The sequence below is a fragment of the Aeromonas sp. SG16 genome, from assembly GCF_024436135.1.
GTDB classification, from domain to species: Bacteria; Pseudomonadota; Gammaproteobacteria; order Enterobacterales; family Aeromonadaceae; genus Aeromonas; species Aeromonas jandaei.
This window is the reverse complement of the sequence record NZ_JANFNW010000001.1, coordinates 668602-685299: the sequence shown is the minus strand read 5'-3', so window position 1 is coordinate 685299 and position 16698 is coordinate 668602. Positions and strand designations below refer to the sequence as shown.

The following is a 16698-nucleotide window of genomic DNA, read 5'->3' as shown; positions in this document are numbered from 1 at the left end:
AGGCAACCACCCTGGTTACCCGCTGGTGCAGAGTTGTTGCGAAGTGTAATGGCTTGGATCAAGGAAGGCGAGAGAAGATGCTAACGGACTGTTAAAAACAAGGTGCAGATCACGGCTTAAACTGTGAGATATTTTGCCAATAGACAAAAAAACAGAAATTCCCACTGCCTTTGTGCCACTTTTCCGGATAGATAGTGAGCATAATCAGATAATCAGTCGGTAAACTGTTCGTTTTTTGTTAACTTATGCGTTCGAGGCTGATAAAGCGATAATCGTCCTGCGTTTTGAGACGAAAATAGCCATGTACCCCGCTGATAGCGACAAAAGGCCGGATTTTATCGATGCCAAGCTCGATGGTCAGCCCCTGTTCACTGCGCACTACCAGCCGTCTGGCGAGCCCCTGATACATCAACATCACCTCGTCACTGCTCAGCGACAGCCGAAAGGTAAATTGCTTCACGTTTACTCCCGATAAATGCCTTTTTTACCCCGCTGGCAAGCAGAGAGGATCAAAAAACGGGGCAAAGGATGATACTCCCCTGCCCCGTCGATGTTACTGCTGCAGCGCCTTGCTCACTTTTTCGAACAGATCCCGCGCCAACCCCTCGAGGTTGGCCAGACGAGTCAGCTCGGCACGGATCAGTGCCTTGCGCCCCTCATCGAGCCGCTTGAACTGGATAAGCGGGGTGATGAGGCGGGAAGCGACCTGCGGGTTGACCTCGTTGAGCTCGATCAGCAGATCGGTCAGGAAGCGATAGCCGCGACCATCGATGGCGTGGAACTGCACCTGGTTGTTCATGGCAAAGCTGCCGACCAGTGCGCGCAGACGGTTCGGGTTGCGAATACTGAAGGTCGGGTGAGCCATCGCCTGCTGCACCTCGCTCAGCACATCTTCCGCCGGCTTGCTACCCACCAGACGCAGCCAGTTATCCAGCACCAGACCATCCTTGGCCCACTTGCCTTCGAAATCGGCAAGCAGCTCGGAGCGGCACGGTAACAGATAGCTGTTGGCGACCTGCAACGCCGCCAGAGTGTCGGTCATGTTGTCGGCGGCGGCATATTGCTGGCGCACCAGCAGGTCGGCACTGCCAGCATCGAGGGCCGCCAGATAGCCGAGCACCACGCTCTTGAGCGCGCGTTTGGCCATGTCGGCATGCACCACCTGATAACCCGGCAGATGAAGGCTCTCGTAGGTCACCAGCAGCTGGGCGCCAAAGGCTTGCGCCAGCGAGGTGGTGATCTCGTTACGCACCTGATGGATGGCATCGATATCCGCCACCTCAAACAGTTCGGCCAGGGTCGCTTCGCCCGGCAGGGTCAGGATCTCCGCCTTGAGCGCCGGATCGAGTTCGGCATCTTCCAGAATGGCGATAAAGGCTGCCAGCAGGGTTTGGGAGAGCTCAACCCCCTGTCCATGCTGGACCCGGGCTACCCCGTCGATAACCGCCTTGTTGATCAGCATCTGCGCCGCATCCCAGCGGGCAAATTCGTTGCGGGCATGGCGCATCAGGAAGGCCAGCGCCTCATCGCTGTAATCAAAGTGCAGCTTGACCGGCGCGGAGAAGTCCCGCAGCAGGGAGGGAACCGGCTTGACCGGCACCAGATCGAACACGAAGGTCTGCTCTGACTCCAGCACGTCGAGCACGTTGCCGATGGCCTTGCCCTGATACTGCAGCGGGATGACAGCGCCCTGCTCGTCATAGAGTTCGATGTCGAGCGGAATGTGCAGCGGCAGCTTTTGCGGTTGATCCTGAGTCGGCGGCGTGTGCTGGCTCACGTGCAGACGGTAAACACCGCTCGCAACATCGTATTCGTCGGTCACGGTGAGTTCCGGGGTGCCGGACTGGCTGTACCAGCGGCGGAAACGGCCGAGATCAACCCCGGAGGCATCCTCCATTGCCTGCACGAAATCATCGCAGGTGGCCGCCGAACCATCGTGACGCTCGAAGTAGAGGCGCATACCCGCCTGAAAGGCGGTCTCACCCAGCAGGGTGTGCATCATGCGGATCACTTCCGACCCTTTCTCATAGACGGTCAGGGTGTAGAAGTTGTTCATCTCGATCACCACATCCGGACGGATGGGGTGCGCCATGGGACCCGCGTCTTCGGCAAACTGCGGCCCGCGCATGGTGCGCACGTTGTCGATGCGGTTGACGCCACGAGAGCCCAGGTCGGAGGAGAACTCCTGATCACGGAACACCGTCAGCCCCTCTTTCAGGCTGAGCTGGAACCAGTCGCGGCAAGTGACGCGGTTGCCGGTCCAGTTATGGAAATATTCGTGACCGATCACCCGTTCGATATCGTTGTAGTCGTTGTCGGTGGCGGTCGCCGGGTTGGCCAGTACGAAACGGGAGTTGAAGATATTCAGCCCCTTGTTCTCCATGGCCCCCATGTTGAAGAAGTCGACCGCCACGATCATGTAGATGTCGAGATCATACTCGAGACCAAAGCGCTGTTCGTCCCAGCGCATGGAGTTGATGAGGCTATCCATGGCGAAACCGGCACGATCCAGATTGCCTTTGTCGACGAAGATCTCGAGAGCCACCTTGCGACCGCTTTTGGTGACGTAATGGTTGCGTTCCACGTCGAAATCACCGGCCACCAGCGCAAACAGGTAGCTGGGCTTGGGGAACGGATCCTGCCACTGCACGAAATGGCGGCCGTCGCCCAGATCGCCGCTATCTACCTTGTTGCCGTTGGAGAGCAGGAAGGGATATTTGGCTTTGTCGGCGGTGATGCGGGTGCTGTAGCGCGCCAGAATGTCGGGGCGATCCAGATAGTAGGTAATGCGGCGAAAGCCCTCCGCTTCGCACTGGGTACAGTAGGCATCACCCGATTTGTAGAGCCCTTCCAGCGCGGTGTTGGCGGCCGGATCCAGCAGGGTGACGATGGTCAGCACGCACTCGGCGGGCAGATTGAAGATGGTCAGGGAGCTTTCGCCCTGCTCGTAGTGTTCGCAGGGGATGCCATCGATGGCGATGCTCTCCAGCGTCAGCTGCTCACCATCCAGTACCAGCGGCGCATTGTGCTCGCCGTTGCGGCGGATGCGGGTAATGGCAGTGACCCGGGTCTGTGGCTCCAGCAGCTGGAAATCGAGGTCGATGGTGTCGATCCAGTAGAGCGGTGCCTGATAGTCCTGACGATATTTGGCCGTCATGGCCTGGGAGTGATCGTTCATTATTGTCTGCTTCCACGCTTGTTAAAGGCGAGAAAGAGGCTGTCACAACCAACTGGCAGGGTCAAACAATTTGCAGCAGACAAAAAGAAAGGGCGACTTGCGTCGCCCTTTCTCGTTATCTCAGTCAGATCAGCTGCGTTTGCCGGTCTTGGCCAGATCTGCCGTAATATTGGCCGCTTCGACCAGATATTCGTCAGGGGCCTCAAAATCGGCAGGCAGTTCATCCAGGCTCTTCACCGGCGGTTTGCCAAGGCGAGCCAGTCGCTCATTGGTACGCTTGAGCGCTTTCTCATCCTGCTTGGCCTGCTCTGCCAGACGTACCGCTTCATTGAGGGAGACTGACTTCTTGTCCTTCTCCTCTTTGTAGTCGGCAATGTCCTGCATCACGTAGGCAAACTCGGGATCCTTGGCGATGCGTGCATCGTGGGCCGACTTCAGCTTGGGCAGCAAGCTGGCAAAGTTGCCGAGCTTGTCATACTTGGCCGACGCGATCTTGTCCCAAGGCAGAGCATTGAACTCGCGGCTCTCACCCGTCTCTTCCGGTGCAACCGGTGTCGGGAAGCTGATATCCGGTGCAACCCCCTTGTTCTGGGTACTGCCACCGTTGATCCGGTAGAACTTAGCGATGGTGTACTGCACGTGACCCAGCGGCTGCTCGTAGAAGTCGTAGACCTTGGCGAGGCTGCGATGCTGCTGCACCGTCCCCTTGCCGAACGAGTTTTCACCCAAGATCAGGGCCCGGCCGTAATCCTGCATGGCTGCTGCGAAGATCTCGGAAGCCGACGCGCTGTAGCGGTCGATCAGCACAGTCATGGGACCGCCGTAATAGACGTTGCCATCATCGTCGCCATTGACCGTGATACGACCCATGTGATCACGGATCTGAACCACCGGACCACTGCCGAAGAAGAGGCCGCTCAGGGCAGACGCTTCGGTCAGGGCACCACCGCCGTTACCGCGCAGATCGATGATGAGGCCGTCGATCTTCTGCTTGTTGAGGGTGGAGAGCTCCTTGATCACGTCATCGTGCAGATTGACGTAGAAGCTCGGGATCTCGATGACACCGATCTTCTTGCCTTCGGCCGTGATCACCTTTGACTTGGCCGCGCGATCTTCGAGGCGCACCTTGTCGCGGGTCAGATCGATCAGCTCGGTCTTGGCGGTAGCCCCCTTGCCACGCTGGATCTCCAGCTTGACCTTGCTCCCCTTGGGCCCCTTGATGAGCTCGACCACGTCATCAAGACGCCAGCCGATCACATCGACAATCTTGCCATCGTCCTGCCCTACCCCGGTGATCTTGTCATCGGGCTTGAGGCGGTTGGACTTGGCAGCCGGGCCGCCGGGAACCAGCGAGCGAATGACGGTGAAATCATCCTCAGCCTGCAACACGGCACCAATCCCCTCGAGCGAGAGGTTCATCTCGGTATTGAAACGATCGGCACTGCGCGGAGAGAGATAACTGGTGTGCGGTTCGATGGCACGAGCGAAGGAGTTCATGAAGAGCTGGAACACATCCTCGCTCTCGGTCTGGGACATCCGCTTGATGGCGTTGTTGTAACGCTTGCCAAGCAGCTCCTTGATCTCGGGCCACTCCTTGCCGCTGAGCTTGAGGCTCAGGGCATCGAACTTGACCCGCTGACGCCACAACTCATTGAGTTCAGCCTCATCTTTTGGCCAAGCCGCCCCTTCCCGATCAAACACATAGTTGTCGTTCTGGGTGAAATCAAAAGGAGTATCGAGCAGTTTGAGGGCGTATTCGTACCGCTCATAACGTCGCTGCTGACTCAGGTTGAACATCTCGTAGGCGGGCGCCAGACGGCCTCTTTCAAGGTCGGTGTCAAAACCGTTACGGTACTTTTCAAAACGGCTGATATCAGAGGCCAAAAACAGGTTGCGGCTGTAATCCAGGTTCTCCAGATACTTGTCGAAGATCACGGAGGAGAAGGCATCATCCAGCTTGAACTGTTTGTAGTGCGAGCGGGTAAACAGATTGGTAATTCGCTTGCTGGCCGTAGCATGTTGGCTCTCTTGAGCCAACACAGGCAAATCACTCTCCTTGAGCACCGGCTCGATGGCCTGTGCAAGCCCGACAAACGCCAGGCTACAGGCAACGAGGGAAAAACGAATTACGCCATGCTTCAACATTTGTCTCCTTAGAGAACCAAGTGCTCTGATTTGACCCGCAGCATCATGCCGGTCTGCAGTTGGACCTGTACATCATCTTTGGTCACTTCCTTGATGGTGGCCGCAACCGGGGATTTACCCATAACAACGCGCACACCCTGACCCACTTTCAGCGTAGCGGCATCCACTTTTACCAGCGGAGCTTCAGCGACCGGTGCTTTCTCCTGCGCTTTCGGCTTGGCAGCTACATCAGCTTTTTCGGTTTTGCGGGGAGCAGGACGACGCGGCTTCTTGGCCTTTTCATCCTTCTCTTTGGTATTGGTGCGACGGCTGGCAAAGACGCGCTCTTTGCTCTCTTTCAGAGCCTGCTTGGCGTGCTCGATGTGCTCTTCGGTCAGCAGTTCGCCCGGGTTACCATCCAGATCAACGCGAGCCTGACCGGCTTTGAGGCCATGCAGGTAGCGCCAGCTGGAGGTGTATTGACGCAGTGCGGAACGCAGCATGGTCTTGGAGACTCTGGCATCGTCAGCAAGACGCTCGGCCAAATCCTGGAAGATGCCAATCTTGAGCGGCTTGGCCTCTCCTTCAGCAACGAAGCAGGCCGGGAATTTCTCGACCAGGTAGGCAACGATCTCTTTACTGTTCTTCAGCTTCTCAGTGTTTTCCATGTATAACCTTGGCTTTCAATAAACGCACGGGCACTTCCCGAGCACAACAAAGGCCCCATTATAGAGAGCTTGGGGCCTTTTGCGAACCATCTAGCAATGACTTAAAGCATGCTTTCCAAAATTTGCACCGTTTCTTCAAGACCAATCCGGTCTTCCTGGTCGAAACGGTTAAAAATCGGACTGTCGATATCCAGCACCCCGATGATCTCGTGACCCCGACGCAGCGGAATCACAATTTCAGCGTTGCTGGCACCGTCACAGGCAATATGTCCCTCGAACTGGTGCACATCATCCACCAACTGGGTCTTGCCTTGGGCAACAGCCGTACCGCAGACACCACGGCCAACCGGGATCCGGACACAGGCCGGCTTGCCCTGGAAGGGGCCAAGCACCAGAGTATCCCCTTGCAACAGATAAAAACCGACCCAGTTGATACCAGTCAACTCCTGATTGAGCAAGGCGGAGAGGTTGGCGAGTTTGGCGATCAGATCTGGCTCCCCTTCCAGCAGCGCCTGCGCTTGCCGGTTGAGGGTACGATAAAAGGCGTTCTTGTCACTCATGATTAAATGCACTTCACTCCCTGTAGACTGAAGGGAAGGTAACCTCTGAGACAAAAATTTCAAATATTTTTTCCAGAGTCCCCCTTCCCTGCCACGACATCACTATTCCCGAGCGACTGAAAGTGCCAGCTGTTGGCGCTGGCCATTGCTCCACTCAATATTGAGCAACCAGACCATCATGGGGGATGTGCAGCTTCCTACCAGCGCATTTGCCTGCCAGCCATTGCCACTTGATTCAAAATTGACAGGGATGGTGCCCATAAACATATCTCGCCCCTCGAGCCAGGCTTTGATCGGTTTAATCCCGGGGTCCCCGCCCTCCAACCGAATAATAAAATCGCGTTCGGCCCGCACAGGTAATTGTGAAATAGCAATTGCCATCGACTTTTCACCAATTAATAGGTCACAACTGCTGTGGGAAAGATCACAAATTTGATCTTTTTTTGGCTCGGGATTTTGTGAATTATCGGCTGCAAACCAGGTGCGATAGCTCACCAGCGCCACCAGAACGGCCAGCACTAGCACAAGATGCGTTACTTTCTGTGCAGTCAGTCTCTCTTTCATCAAAAACACCCTGTAAAGATGTAATAAAAATGGTCTTTTTTTGATCTCGCACAAGGTAAAACAAGCGTGTCAACGAGACCGGGCGGAGCCAAATATATCACTGTTTATACTGTTATTTTACCTGTCAGTTCAGTATCATTCCCATGGAGTTTTCATTTAGCCATCTTTTACTTTTCCTTTCGTTAACAGGTGTTAACAAGTGGTTGAAGATAGCGCGATGAAGTCCGTCCGGTTTGCCGGACAAAAAACCAAACAACAGCAGCATCGGAAGCGGAATATAACGATGAGCCATACAACTAACCATCCTGAGTACAACTACACCGTTGTTCGCCAGTTTACCGTCATGACGATTGTCTGGGGAATTGTCGGCATGTCGGTTGGCGTACTGATCGCAGCCCAGCTTATCTGGCCTGCTCTTAACTTCGACACTCCGTGGCTGACCTACAGTCGTCTGCGGCCCCTCCATACCAACGCGGTGATTTTTGCCTTTGGCGTCAGCGCTCTGATGGCAACGTCGTTCTACGTTGTTCAGCGCACCTGTCAAACCCGGCTGTTTGGTGGCCCGCTGGCGACCTTCGTCTTCTGGGGCTGGCAAGCGATCATCCTGTCGGCTGCCATCTCCCTGCCGCTGGGTTACACCTCCGCCAAGGAGTATGCCGAGCTGGAGTGGCCGATTGACCTGGCCATCACTGTGGTGTGGGTCGCCTACGCCATTGTCTTCTTCGGTACGTTAATCAAGCGCACCACTTCCCACATCTATGTGGCGAACTGGTTCTTCGGCGCCTTCATCATCACGGTCGCCGTGCTGCACATCGTCAACAACATGGAAGTGCCGCTCAGTGCCATGAAGTCCTACTCCATGTACTCCGGCGCCATGGACGCCATGGTGCAGTGGTGGTACGGCCACAACGCGGTAGGCTTCCTGCTGACAGCAGGCTTCCTCGGGATGATGTACTACTTCGTGCCCAAGCAGGCTGGACGCCCGGTTTACTCCTACCGTCTCTCTATCGTCCACTTCTGGGCGCTGATCTCCCTCTATATCTGGGCCGGTCCGCACCACCTGCACTACACTGCGCTGCCTGATTGGGCCCAGTCCCTCGGCATGGTTATGTCCCTGATCCTGTTCGTGCCCTCCTGGGGCGGCATGATCAACGGCATCATGACCCTCTCCGGTGCTTGGCACAAGCTGCGTTATGACCCCATCCTGCGCTTCCTGATCGTCTCCCTGTCGTTCTACGGCATGTCGACCTTCGAAGGCCCGATGATGGCGATCAAGACTGTCAACGCTCTCTCCCACTACACCGACTGGACCGTAGGCCACGTTCACTCCGGCGCGCTGGGCTGGGTAGCCATGGTCTCCATCGGTGCGGTGTATCACCTGATCCCGAACCTGTTCGGTCAGGGCCGCATGTACAGCATCAAGCTCATCAACGTCCACTTCTGGCTGGCGACTGTGGGCACCGTGCTCTACATCGTTGCCATGTGGATTTCCGGCGTGATGCAAGGCCTGATGTGGCGCGCAGTCAACGAAGACGGCACTTTGACCTACAGCTTCGTAGAAGCGCTGCAGGCCTCCTATCCCTTCTACTTCGTGCGCTTCCTGGGTGGCTGCTTCTTCGTCACCGGTATGCTGCTGTTGGCCTACAACGCCTATCGCACCATCACTGCGCCCAAAGGTTCCCTGGAACCTGTCGCCCAGCCAGCATGATTGAAGAGGTCCAAGAATGAGCAACAATAACCGTCACGAGATCCTTGAAAAGAACGTTCCTCTGCTGGTGGTGGCCATTATCTTCGCCATCAGCCTGGGGGGCCTGGTTGAAATTACCCCGCTCTTCTTCCAGAAGCAGACCACCGAGCCGGTGGAGGGCCTCAAGCCCTATACCGCACTGCAGATGGAAGGACGCGATATCTTCATTCGCGAAGGCTGCACCAACTGCCATAGCCAGATGATCCGTCCGTTCCGTGCCGAAACCGAGCGTTACGGTCACTACTCGGTTGCCGGCGAGAGCGTGTGGGAGCACCCCTTCCTGTGGGGCTCCAAGCGTACCGGCCCGGATCTGGCCCGCGTAGGTGGTCGCTACTCCGATGCATGGCACCATGCTCACCTCATCAACCCGCGTGATGTGGTTCCCGAGTCCAACATGCCTGCCTATCCCTGGCTCGACACCAATGTGCTGACCGGCGAAATGACTGGCAAAAAACTGGCGCTGTTCCGCGATCACTTCGGTGTGCCATATACCGATGCGGATATTCAGGGTGCAGGGGAAGCAGTTAAAGGCAAGACCGAGCTGGAAGCCCTCATCGCCTATCTCCAATCACTGGGCCATGCCCTGAAATAAGGAGCCTGAGATGGATTACGGCACATTTCGCGGTCTGTATACCCTGCTGTTGATGGCCATCATGATTGGCATCATCGTCTGGGCCTACAGCAAACGCCGCAAGACCTCTTTTGATGAGGCCGCCAATCTGGTGTTTGCCGATGATGAGCAAGCCGGTGCTGATAAAAAGAACGCAGGAGCGAAACAAGAATGAGCACTCTGTTTAGTATTTTCGTAACCGTCATCACCCTGGGGACCATCCTTGGCTGCTTCTTGCTGCTGATGTGGTGCCTCAAGGACAAGATGGGCGTTGAAGAAGGCAAGCCGATGGGCCACTCCTTCGATGGTATCGAGGAGATCAACAACCCGTTGCCGAAGTGGTGGACCTACATGTTCCTCTTCTTCATCGTCACCGGTCTGGTCTATCTGGTCGCTTTCCCGGGTCTTGGCAACTTCAAAGGCCTGCTGGGCTGGCAAAGTTCCAACCAGGACGTGCGCTCGCTGGCCGAATCCAAGGCCGCAACCGCATCGGCCAAGGCTGAAGGTCGCGCCGTGGAGTACGACCGTGAGGTCGCCAAGGCTGACGAGATCTATGGCGCCAAGTTCCGTGAACTGACCTATGAGGCTGATGGCAAGACCTACCGCGCCATTACCGAAATCGCCAAAGATCCGGAAGCCCTGAAAGTGGGTCAGCGTCTGTTCCTGCAGAACTGCTCCCAGTGCCACGGCTCTGACGCCCGCGGCGGTCGCGGTTTCCCGAACCTGACCGACAGCGAATGGCAATGGGGTGGTCAACCTGATCAAATCAAGACCACCATCATGGGCGGTCGTCAGGGGATCATGGCAGCCTGGGGTGAAATCCTCGGTAAAGACGGTGTGCAAGAGGTGGCGTCCTATGTGCTGAGCCTCTCCGGTCGCAAGGTCGATCTGGTCGAAGCCAAGAAGGGCGAAGCACGCTTCACCATCTGTGCTGCGTGCCACGGCCCTGATGCCAAGGGCGGTATCGCCGTTGGTGCACCGGACCTGACCAACAACACCTGGCTCTACGGCGGTTCCCGCGAAGTGGTGGTGCAGACCATCACCCACGGTCGCCACGGCGTGATGCCGGCCTGGAAAGACATCCTGGGTGAAGACAAGGTACACCTGCTGGCCTCCTACGTTTACAGCCTGTCCCATCAGCCTGCTAAATAAAGGTCGCTTACATAAGTCGTAACATGTGATAAACACGTGATTACACAGCAAAAAGCCTCGACTCCTCGAGGCTTTTTGTTATCTTGTGTTGCAGAAAAGCTCTCTTACTCGTTAATCATTCGTTTCACGGCAGTAGCATCATGACCCAACCTGTATTCAAACCCTGGTATCGCCAATTCTGGCCCTGGTTTATCATCGCCCTCCCCACTGCCGCCGTTATCGGCAGCATATCTACCGCCATCATTGCCAGCAAGGATGGGGTCAATCTGGTCGCCGAGGACTATTACAAACAAGGGAAAGAGATCAATCAGGATCTGAGCAAGTTCGATCGCTCCGAGGCCCTCAATATCCGCTTCGCCCTTGAGGTCAACAGCCACGAGCTCACCCTCAAGCCCGTCAGCGGTGACATCCCGCCGGGTCAGGCCCTCTATCTGTCGCTCTTCCACCCCACTCTGGCGGGACTGGACAGCGAACACATGATCACCGCCGATGCGAGCGGCACCTATCGCCTCCACTTCGACAAGCCCCTCACCGGTAAATGGCACATCCGGGTGGATGCGTTCAACCACGAGTGGCGCCTGCAAGAGACGGTACAACTGCCCACCCAGGCACCTGTCGAACTCGATCCGAAAGGACGCTAAGTCATGACCGGCTGTTCTCACTGTGGTGAGCTGGTCCTCGCCAGCAACCGTGCTGCTTGCATTCTGCATTTAGGGGAACATAAATCATGACCCCTTGCTTTCACTGTGGCGAGCCGGTTCCCGCCAATAGCGGCTATTCCCTCGAGATAAAGGGGATCGTCAGGCCCATGTGCTGCCCCGGCTGTCAGGTCGTGGCAGAGACCATCATGGAGTGCGGCCTTGCCAGCTATTACGACCACCGCACCGCCCCCGGCATCAAGGGGGAACTGGTGCCCGAAGAGCTCGCTGCCCTCACCCACTACGATCTGGCGGAAGTGCAGCAGGAGTTTGTCACCGACAGCGGCACGGGTCGCGAGACAACGCGTGAAATCCAGCTGACGGTAGAGGGATTGACCTGCGCCGCCTGCGCCTGGCTTATCGAGCGCCATCTGATGACGTTAAGCGGTCTGCGCTACATCAACGTCAACACCACGACCCATCGCGCCCGTATCAAATGGGATCCGGCCCAGCTCTCCCTGAGCGACATTCTCAAGGGCTTCGCCAAGATTGGCTATCGCGCCTACCCCTTCCAGACCCATCAGCAGGAAGCCCTCTACGCCAAAGAGGTGCGCAGCTACATGTTCCGGCTGGCATTGGCGGGGCTGGGGTCGATGCAGGTGATGATGTGCGCCGTCGCGCTCTACATGGACCTCTTTATCAGCGTCGAAGATGAGTTCATGGTCTACTTCAAGTGGATAAGCTTGCTGCTCTCTACCCCCATCATGATCTACTCGGCCCAGCCTTTTTACATCAACGCCTGGCGTAGCCTGAAGCAGGGACACCTGTCGATGGATGTCTCGGTATCGCTGGCATTGATCGGCGCGTTTATCGCCTCCATGTGGGCCACCGTGTTCAATACCGGTGAGGTCTACTACGACTCCATCACCATGTTCGTCTTCTTTCTGCTGCTCGGCCGCTTTCTTGAGCTGCGAGCCCGGCGCAAAGCCTCCGAATCAAGCTCCAACCTGGCACGGCTGGTGCCCATCATGGCGACTCTGATCGACCAGGATGGTGAGCGTGAAGTGGCAGCTAAGACCCTGCAAGTCGGCGATCGGGTGCGAGTACTGGCAGGGGCGACGCTGCCCGCGGATGGCGTCATCGTGGCGGGAGAGGCAAGCCTCAACGAGGCGATGCTGACTGGCGAGCAGCTGCCGCTGTTCAAGCAGTGCGGCGATCTGGTCTATGCCGGCACCATCAACACCGATGCGCCGCTGCAGATCCGGGTGACCCACCGCATCGAAGAGTCGCGCATCTCCCAGATCATGCGCCTGCAGGATCATGCCCTCGATGACAAACCGGCCATCGCCCAGATGGCGGATCAGCTGTCGCGCCACTTTATTCTGGTGCTGCTTATCATTGCCGCGGCGGTCTGGACCTTCTGGCACTTCCACCAACCGGAACAGGCATTCTGGATCGCGCTGGCCGTGCTGGTGGCTACCTGCCCCTGCGCGCTCTCGCTGGCAACACCGACCGCGCTGACCTCGGCGACCGCCAATCTGACCCGCAACGGCATCCTGCTGCGTCGTGGCCATGTGCTGGATATATTGACCAAGGCCAACCGGATCGTGATGGACAAGACTGGCACGCTCACCACCGGTGAGATCCGCCTGTCCGCAACCACAGCGCTCGGCACGCTCGATGCAGACCGCTGCTTGAGCATCGCACGGGCGCTGGAGGCCCAGTCCGAGCACCCCATCGCCCGTGCTTTCAGGCTACCCGCCGATGAAGTGGGGCAGTTGCCGCAAGCAAGCGAAATCACGCCAGTCATCGGTCACGGCATTACCGGGCTGGTAGACGGCGTTCGCTATCGTATCGGCAGCGCTAGTTGGCTTGGTGACGATAACACCCAGCATGGTCTTGCCATCTACCTTGCCGACGAACAGCAACTGCTCGCCCGTTTCGAGCTGGATGACACCTTGCGCCCGGATGCCAAAGCGTTGATCGAAGCGTTCAAGGCTGCCGGTCTGCAGACGACTATTCTGACTGGTGACAGCTCTTCCCAGGCTGATGAGATTGCCCGAACCCTTGGGGTCGACGAGCTGGTCAAGGGGGTGACGCCGGATGGCAAGCTGGCATATCTCAAAGCCCGTGAAGCAGAGGGCGAGATCAGCATCATGGTGGGTGATGGCATCAATGATGCCCCCGTGCTGGCCGGAGCGCACGCCTCCTTTGCCATGGCGGGCGGCACTGACCTGGCCAAAAACAGCGCCGATGCCATTCTGCTGGCCGATGATCTCAGTCGTCTGCTCGATGCCAGAAGGCTCGCGCTGCGCACCCGCAAGATCATCATCGAGAACTTTACCTGGTCCATCGGTTACAACCTGCTGGTACTGCCGCTGGCAGCCTGTGGCTGGCTGCCTCCCTATCTGGCAGCCGCGGGCATGTCGCTCAGTTCACTCATCGTGGTGACCAACTCGATGCGGCTCAACAGATAAACAAACTGCAAGAAAATAGCTGAAATAGTGGCCTGCCTCCGATGCAGGCCACATTTTTGACCGATAGCGGCTGGCCCTCCTCCCGAACGGGGTTACCATGGAGAACGCTTGCCACGGATGAATGTCAAGGTACCTCTCATGAACATAATTTTTGTCCTGATCCCCATCGCCATTCTCTTCGTCGTCATCGCCGGCGTCGTCTTTTTCTGGGCCATTCGCTCCGAACAATTTGAAGATCTCGATCGCCAGGGTTCCAACATCCTGTTCGATGAAGATGAACCCCAACAAAAAGCGGTGAAGCCCTCCTCCCATGACTCACAACCTTGATCTGCTGGGTGCCCTGCTGGTAGGACTGGCAGGCTCGGCTCACTGCATCGGCATGTGCGGTGGCGTCTCTGCAGCCCTCTCCATGGCCATCCCGGCCGACAAGCAGCACTTCAGCGGACGCCTTGGCTACCTGCTCAACTACAACCTGGGGCGGATCCTGAGCTATGTGCTGGCAGGCGCGCTGGTGGGCGGCCTACTCGCCACCACCAGTGAACTGGGCGCAGGCAAACATGCCATCGAAGGGCTGCGTCTGGTAGCCGCATTGCTGATGATCGCCCTTGGTCTCTATCTGGCCGGCTGGTGGCAGGGGATCCTGCTGCTGGAGCGCCTCGGCGCCAAACTCTGGCCCCATATCAAACCCCTTGCCGGCAAGTTTCTCCCCTTCACCTCGCCGCTGCAGGCACTCCCCTTTGGCATGGTCTGGGGCTGGCTCCCCTGCGGGCTCGTCTACTCCATGCTGACCTGGAGCGCGGCGGCCGGTTCGGCCAGCGGCGGAGCTCTGATCATGCTCTTTTTTGGTCTCGGTACCCTGCCAACCTTGTTCGCACTGGGGGGGCTTGCTGACCGCCTCAGATACTGGTTAACCCTGCGCAGTTTGCGCCTTGGCGGCGCTCTGTTACTCATTTTGTTCGGGGTTCATACCCTGTGGGTTGGCATAGCCGCCTTTTGAAACCCTATCCAAAACGGATGAGTTGGTGGTAAACTTGTTTGATATAAATCAATTATTCGTATGAGCCTATGATCCCGGAAAAGAAACCTGGCAGACGTATCCAGAGCGGTGGCTGTGCAATTCATTGCCAGGATTGCAGCATCAGTCAGCTCTGTATCCCCTTCACCCTGAACGACAACGAGCTTGATCAGCTCGATAGCATCATCGAGCGCAAAAAGCCGATCCAGAAGGGTGAGGAGCTGTTCAAGGCCGGTGATGAGTTCAAGTCGCTCTACGCCATTCGTTCCGGGACCATCAAGTCCTACACCATCACCGAACAGGGCGATGAGCAGATCACAGCCTTCCACCTGGCTGGTGATTTGGTCGGGTTTGACGCCATCAACAAACAGGCTCACCCCTCCTTCGCTCAGGCGCTGGAAACAGCCATGGTGTGCGAGATCCCCTTTGAAGTGCTGGATGATCTCTCCGGCAAGATGCCCAAACTGCGCCAGCAGATCATGCGCCTGATGAGCAGTGAAATCATGGGCGATCAGGAGATGATCCTGCTGCTCTCCAAGAAGAATGCCGAAGAGCGCCTCGCCGCCTTCCTGCACAACCTCTCGGTGCGCTTCTCCGAACGCGGCTTCTCTGCCAAGGAGTTCCGTCTGGCCATGACCCGTGGCGATATCGGCAACTATCTGGGTCTGACCGTCGAGACCATCAGCCGTCTGCTCGGCCGCTTCCAGAAGTCCGGTCTCATCAGCGTCAAAGGCAAATACATTACCGTGCTGGATCAAGTCGCACTAGGCATGATGGCCGGAGCTACCCGTCCGCCCTGCGGCTGATTTTTCTCCTTACAACCCCGCTTTTATTCCGCTTTCCCGGCCGGATCCTTTCCTCTGGAATGTGATCCGGTACGTTCCAGCCCCCTTCCTCCTGCGCTAAGCTGTAATGACTAAGATTCTGCCGTCATTGGACTTTTCCAAGGAGGAGAAGATGGTCAAATATCAGAATATTCTGGTAGTTATCAATCCAGAAGAGGAGCGTCAAATCGCCCTCGAACGGGCCGTCAAGATCGCCGAGCTGGACGACAATGCCCGCCTGACCCTGCTGCTCACCATCTATGACTTCTCGTATGAAATGACCGCCATGCTCTCCGTCGAGGAGCGCGAAGAGATGCGTAACGGCGTCATCTCCCAACGGCGAGAGTGGCTTGACGAAATACTCACCCCCTACCGCTCGCAAGGGATTGCTTGCGAAGTCAAAGTGATCTGGCACAACCGCCCCTTCGAATCCGTCATCCAGGAGGTGCTGGAACAACGTCACGATCTGGTGGTCAAGGCCACCCACCATCACAGCTTCCTGCAAACCTTCATCTTTACGCCGACCGACTGGCATCTGCTGCGCAAGTGTCCCTGTCCGGTGCTGCTGGTAAAAGAGGGGCACTGGAAACGGGGCGGCAATATCATCGCCGCCATCAACTGCTCCAGCGACGATCCGGATCAGAAGCTGCTCAACGAGCGGATCACCCAGGAAGGTGGCGATATCGCCGAGCTGCTCGGCTCGAGCCTCTATCTGGTCAACACCTATCCGGGAACCCCGGTCAATGTGGCCATCGAGCTGCCGGAGTTTGATCCCAACGCCTACAACGAGGCTATCCGCAAACACCACGAGACCCTGCTGCTGAGCCATGCCGACAAGTTCGGTATCGGCCATCTCTGGACCCGGGTAGCGGAAGGGTTGCCGGAAGAGGTGCTGCCGGACATGGCTGAAGAGCTGGATGCCAATCTGATGATCATGGGCTGCGTCGGCCGCACCGGCCTTTCGGCTGCCTTGCTCGGCAATACCGCCGAGCATGTGATCGACCGCCTCTCCTGCGACCTGCTGATCCTCAAACCGGCCGACTACAGCTGCCCGGTCGACAGCCGTCGCAATCAATCATAAGGTGCCTGGCACCTTGCCCTCCCCCGGGACATGGCTATAATAACGCGCTTATTTGTGTCC

At 57.2% G+C, this 16698-nt stretch carries 17 protein-coding genes; 10 read left to right on the top strand and 7 right to left on the bottom strand.

Annotated elements, in window-relative coordinates; translation table 11 throughout:
• Positions 1 to 238 precede the first annotated feature (238 nt).
• The 7 genes from NOM67_RS03160 to NOM67_RS03130 form a co-directional block, all read right to left on the bottom strand.
• A complete protein-coding gene (locus NOM67_RS03160) occupies positions 239 to 460 on the bottom strand; it encodes a DUF2835 family protein (RefSeq protein WP_255933756.1) in 222 nt (73 codons plus the stop codon).
• A 93-nt stretch (positions 461 to 553) separates the two neighbouring features.
• On the bottom strand, positions 554 to 3178 hold the full coding sequence (gene pepN, locus NOM67_RS03155) for an aminopeptidase N (protein ID WP_255933754.1): 2625 nt from the start codon (positions 3176 to 3178) through the stop codon (positions 554 to 556).
• Between the two features lie 129 nt (positions 3179 to 3307).
• On the bottom strand, positions 3308 to 5323 hold the full coding sequence (prc, locus tag NOM67_RS03150; protein ID WP_033113535.1) for a carboxy terminal-processing peptidase: 2016 nt from the start codon (positions 5321 to 5323) through the stop codon (positions 3308 to 3310).
• Between the two features lie 8 nt (positions 5324 to 5331).
• Positions 5332 to 5970 carry an RNA chaperone ProQ gene (gene proQ, locus NOM67_RS03145; protein WP_033113534.1) on the bottom strand — a complete coding sequence of 213 codons (639 nt, stop codon included), beginning with the start codon at positions 5968 to 5970 and terminating at the stop codon, positions 5332 to 5334.
• 101 nt (positions 5971 to 6071) lie between these two features.
• Positions 6072 to 6530 (bottom strand): GAF domain-containing protein, encoded by a 459-nt coding sequence (locus NOM67_RS03140; protein ID WP_033113533.1) that lies wholly within the window; start codon positions 6528 to 6530, stop codon positions 6072 to 6074.
• 102 nt (positions 6531 to 6632) lie between these two features.
• Complete coding sequence (locus NOM67_RS03135; RefSeq protein WP_255933752.1) at positions 6633 to 7094, bottom strand: hypothetical protein; 462 nt, start codon at positions 7092 to 7094, stop codon at positions 6633 to 6635.
• 124 nt (positions 7095 to 7218) lie between these two features.
• The gene (locus tag NOM67_RS03130; protein WP_156033901.1) at positions 7219 to 7386 is read right to left on the bottom strand and encodes a hypothetical protein; all 168 of its coding nucleotides are present in this window, start codon (positions 7384 to 7386) and stop codon (positions 7219 to 7221) included.
• Here NOM67_RS03130 and ccoN point away from each other — a divergent pair.
• The 10 genes from ccoN (at position 7378) to uspE (ending at position 16638) form a co-directional block, all read left to right on the top strand.
• The gene (ccoN, locus tag NOM67_RS03125) at positions 7378 to 8802 is read left to right on the top strand and encodes a cytochrome-c oxidase, cbb3-type subunit I (RefSeq protein ID WP_041207795.1); all 1425 of its coding nucleotides are present in this window, start codon (positions 7378 to 7380) and stop codon (positions 8800 to 8802) included. The two genes, NOM67_RS03130 and ccoN, sit on opposite strands and share 9 nt — an antisense overlap.
• A gap of 16 nt (positions 8803 to 8818) precedes the next feature.
• A complete protein-coding gene (gene ccoO, locus NOM67_RS03120; protein ID WP_041207796.1) occupies positions 8819 to 9433 on the top strand; it encodes a cytochrome-c oxidase, cbb3-type subunit II in 615 nt (204 codons plus the stop codon).
• Positions 9434 to 9443: 10 nt separating this feature from the next.
• Entirely contained in the window at positions 9444 to 9626 is a 183-nt protein-coding gene (locus tag NOM67_RS03115) for a CcoQ/FixQ family Cbb3-type cytochrome c oxidase assembly chaperone (RefSeq protein WP_041207797.1), read from the top strand.
• Positions 9623 to 10603: a cytochrome-c oxidase, cbb3-type subunit III gene (gene ccoP, locus NOM67_RS03110; RefSeq protein WP_104014828.1), complete on the top strand. Its 981-nt coding sequence runs from the start codon at positions 9623 to 9625 to the stop codon at positions 10601 to 10603. The genes NOM67_RS03115 and ccoP overlap by 4 nt, the downstream gene beginning before the upstream one ends.
• Positions 10604 to 10743: 140 nt before the next feature.
• Positions 10744 to 11244 carry a FixH family protein gene (locus NOM67_RS03105; RefSeq protein WP_255933751.1) on the top strand — a complete coding sequence of 167 codons (501 nt, stop codon included), beginning with the start codon at positions 10744 to 10746 and terminating at the stop codon, positions 11242 to 11244.
• 86 nt (positions 11245 to 11330) lie between these two features.
• Positions 11331 to 13718 carry a heavy metal translocating P-type ATPase gene (locus NOM67_RS03100; RefSeq protein ID WP_255933750.1) on the top strand — a complete coding sequence of 796 codons (2388 nt, stop codon included), beginning with the start codon at positions 11331 to 11333 and terminating at the stop codon, positions 13716 to 13718.
• Positions 13719 to 13856: 138 nt separating this feature from the next.
• Positions 13857 to 14045 carry a cbb3-type cytochrome oxidase assembly protein CcoS gene (ccoS, locus tag NOM67_RS03095; RefSeq protein ID WP_033113556.1) on the top strand — a complete coding sequence of 63 codons (189 nt, stop codon included), beginning with the start codon at positions 13857 to 13859 and terminating at the stop codon, positions 14043 to 14045.
• Positions 14029 to 14715, top strand: coding sequence for a sulfite exporter TauE/SafE family protein (locus tag NOM67_RS03090; protein ID WP_255933749.1), 687 nt, complete (start codon positions 14029 to 14031; stop codon positions 14713 to 14715). Before ccoS ends, NOM67_RS03090 begins: the two co-directional genes overlap by 17 nt.
• Positions 14716 to 14783: 68 nt before the next feature.
• Positions 14784 to 15539, top strand: a complete 756-nt coding sequence (locus NOM67_RS03085; RefSeq protein WP_033113524.1) for an FNR family transcription factor — start codon at positions 14784 to 14786, stop codon at positions 15537 to 15539.
• Between the two features lie 151 nt (positions 15540 to 15690).
• Complete coding sequence (uspE, locus tag NOM67_RS03080) at positions 15691 to 16638, top strand: universal stress protein UspE (protein WP_042031012.1); 948 nt, start codon at positions 15691 to 15693, stop codon at positions 16636 to 16638.
• Positions 16639 to 16698 lie beyond the last annotated feature (60 nt).

Excerpts from the sequence above, each read along its gene's own strand:
- pepN (WP_255933754.1), bottom strand. The coding sequence starts at position 3,178 with ATGAACGATCACTCCCAGGCCATGACGGCCAAATATCGTCAGGACTAT.
- prc (WP_033113535.1), bottom strand. The coding sequence starts at position 5,323 with ATGTTGAAGCATGGCGTAATTCGTTTTTCCCTCGTTGCCTGTAGCCTG.
- proQ (WP_033113534.1), bottom strand. The coding sequence starts at position 5,970 with ATGGAAAACACTGAGAAGCTGAAGAACAGTAAAGAGATCGTTGCCTAC.
- NOM67_RS03140 (WP_033113533.1), bottom strand. The coding sequence starts at position 6,530 with ATGAGTGACAAGAACGCCTTTTATCGTACCCTCAACCGGCAAGCGCAG.
- NOM67_RS03135 (WP_255933752.1), bottom strand. The coding sequence starts at position 7,094 with ATGAAAGAGAGACTGACTGCACAGAAAGTAACGCATCTTGTGCTAGTG.
- ccoN (WP_041207795.1), top strand. The coding sequence starts at position 7,378 with ATGAGCCATACAACTAACCATCCTGAGTACAACTACACCGTTGTTCGC.
- NOM67_RS03130 (WP_156033901.1), bottom strand. The coding sequence starts at position 7,386 with ATGGCTCATCGTTATATTCCGCTTCCGATGCTGCTGTTGTTTGGTTTT.
- ccoO (WP_041207796.1), top strand. The coding sequence starts at position 8,819 with ATGAGCAACAATAACCGTCACGAGATCCTTGAAAAGAACGTTCCTCTG.
- NOM67_RS03115 (WP_041207797.1), top strand. The coding sequence starts at position 9,444 with ATGGATTACGGCACATTTCGCGGTCTGTATACCCTGCTGTTGATGGCC.
- ccoP (WP_104014828.1), top strand. The coding sequence starts at position 9,623 with ATGAGCACTCTGTTTAGTATTTTCGTAACCGTCATCACCCTGGGGACC.
- NOM67_RS03105 (WP_255933751.1), top strand. The coding sequence starts at position 10,744 with ATGACCCAACCTGTATTCAAACCCTGGTATCGCCAATTCTGGCCCTGG.
- NOM67_RS03100 (WP_255933750.1), top strand. The coding sequence starts at position 11,331 with ATGACCCCTTGCTTTCACTGTGGCGAGCCGGTTCCCGCCAATAGCGGC.
- ccoS (WP_033113556.1), top strand. The coding sequence starts at position 13,857 with ATGAACATAATTTTTGTCCTGATCCCCATCGCCATTCTCTTCGTCGTC.
- NOM67_RS03090 (WP_255933749.1), top strand. The coding sequence starts at position 14,029 with ATGACTCACAACCTTGATCTGCTGGGTGCCCTGCTGGTAGGACTGGCA.
- NOM67_RS03085 (WP_033113524.1), top strand. The coding sequence starts at position 14,784 with ATGATCCCGGAAAAGAAACCTGGCAGACGTATCCAGAGCGGTGGCTGT.
- uspE (WP_042031012.1), top strand. The coding sequence starts at position 15,691 with ATGGTCAAATATCAGAATATTCTGGTAGTTATCAATCCAGAAGAGGAG.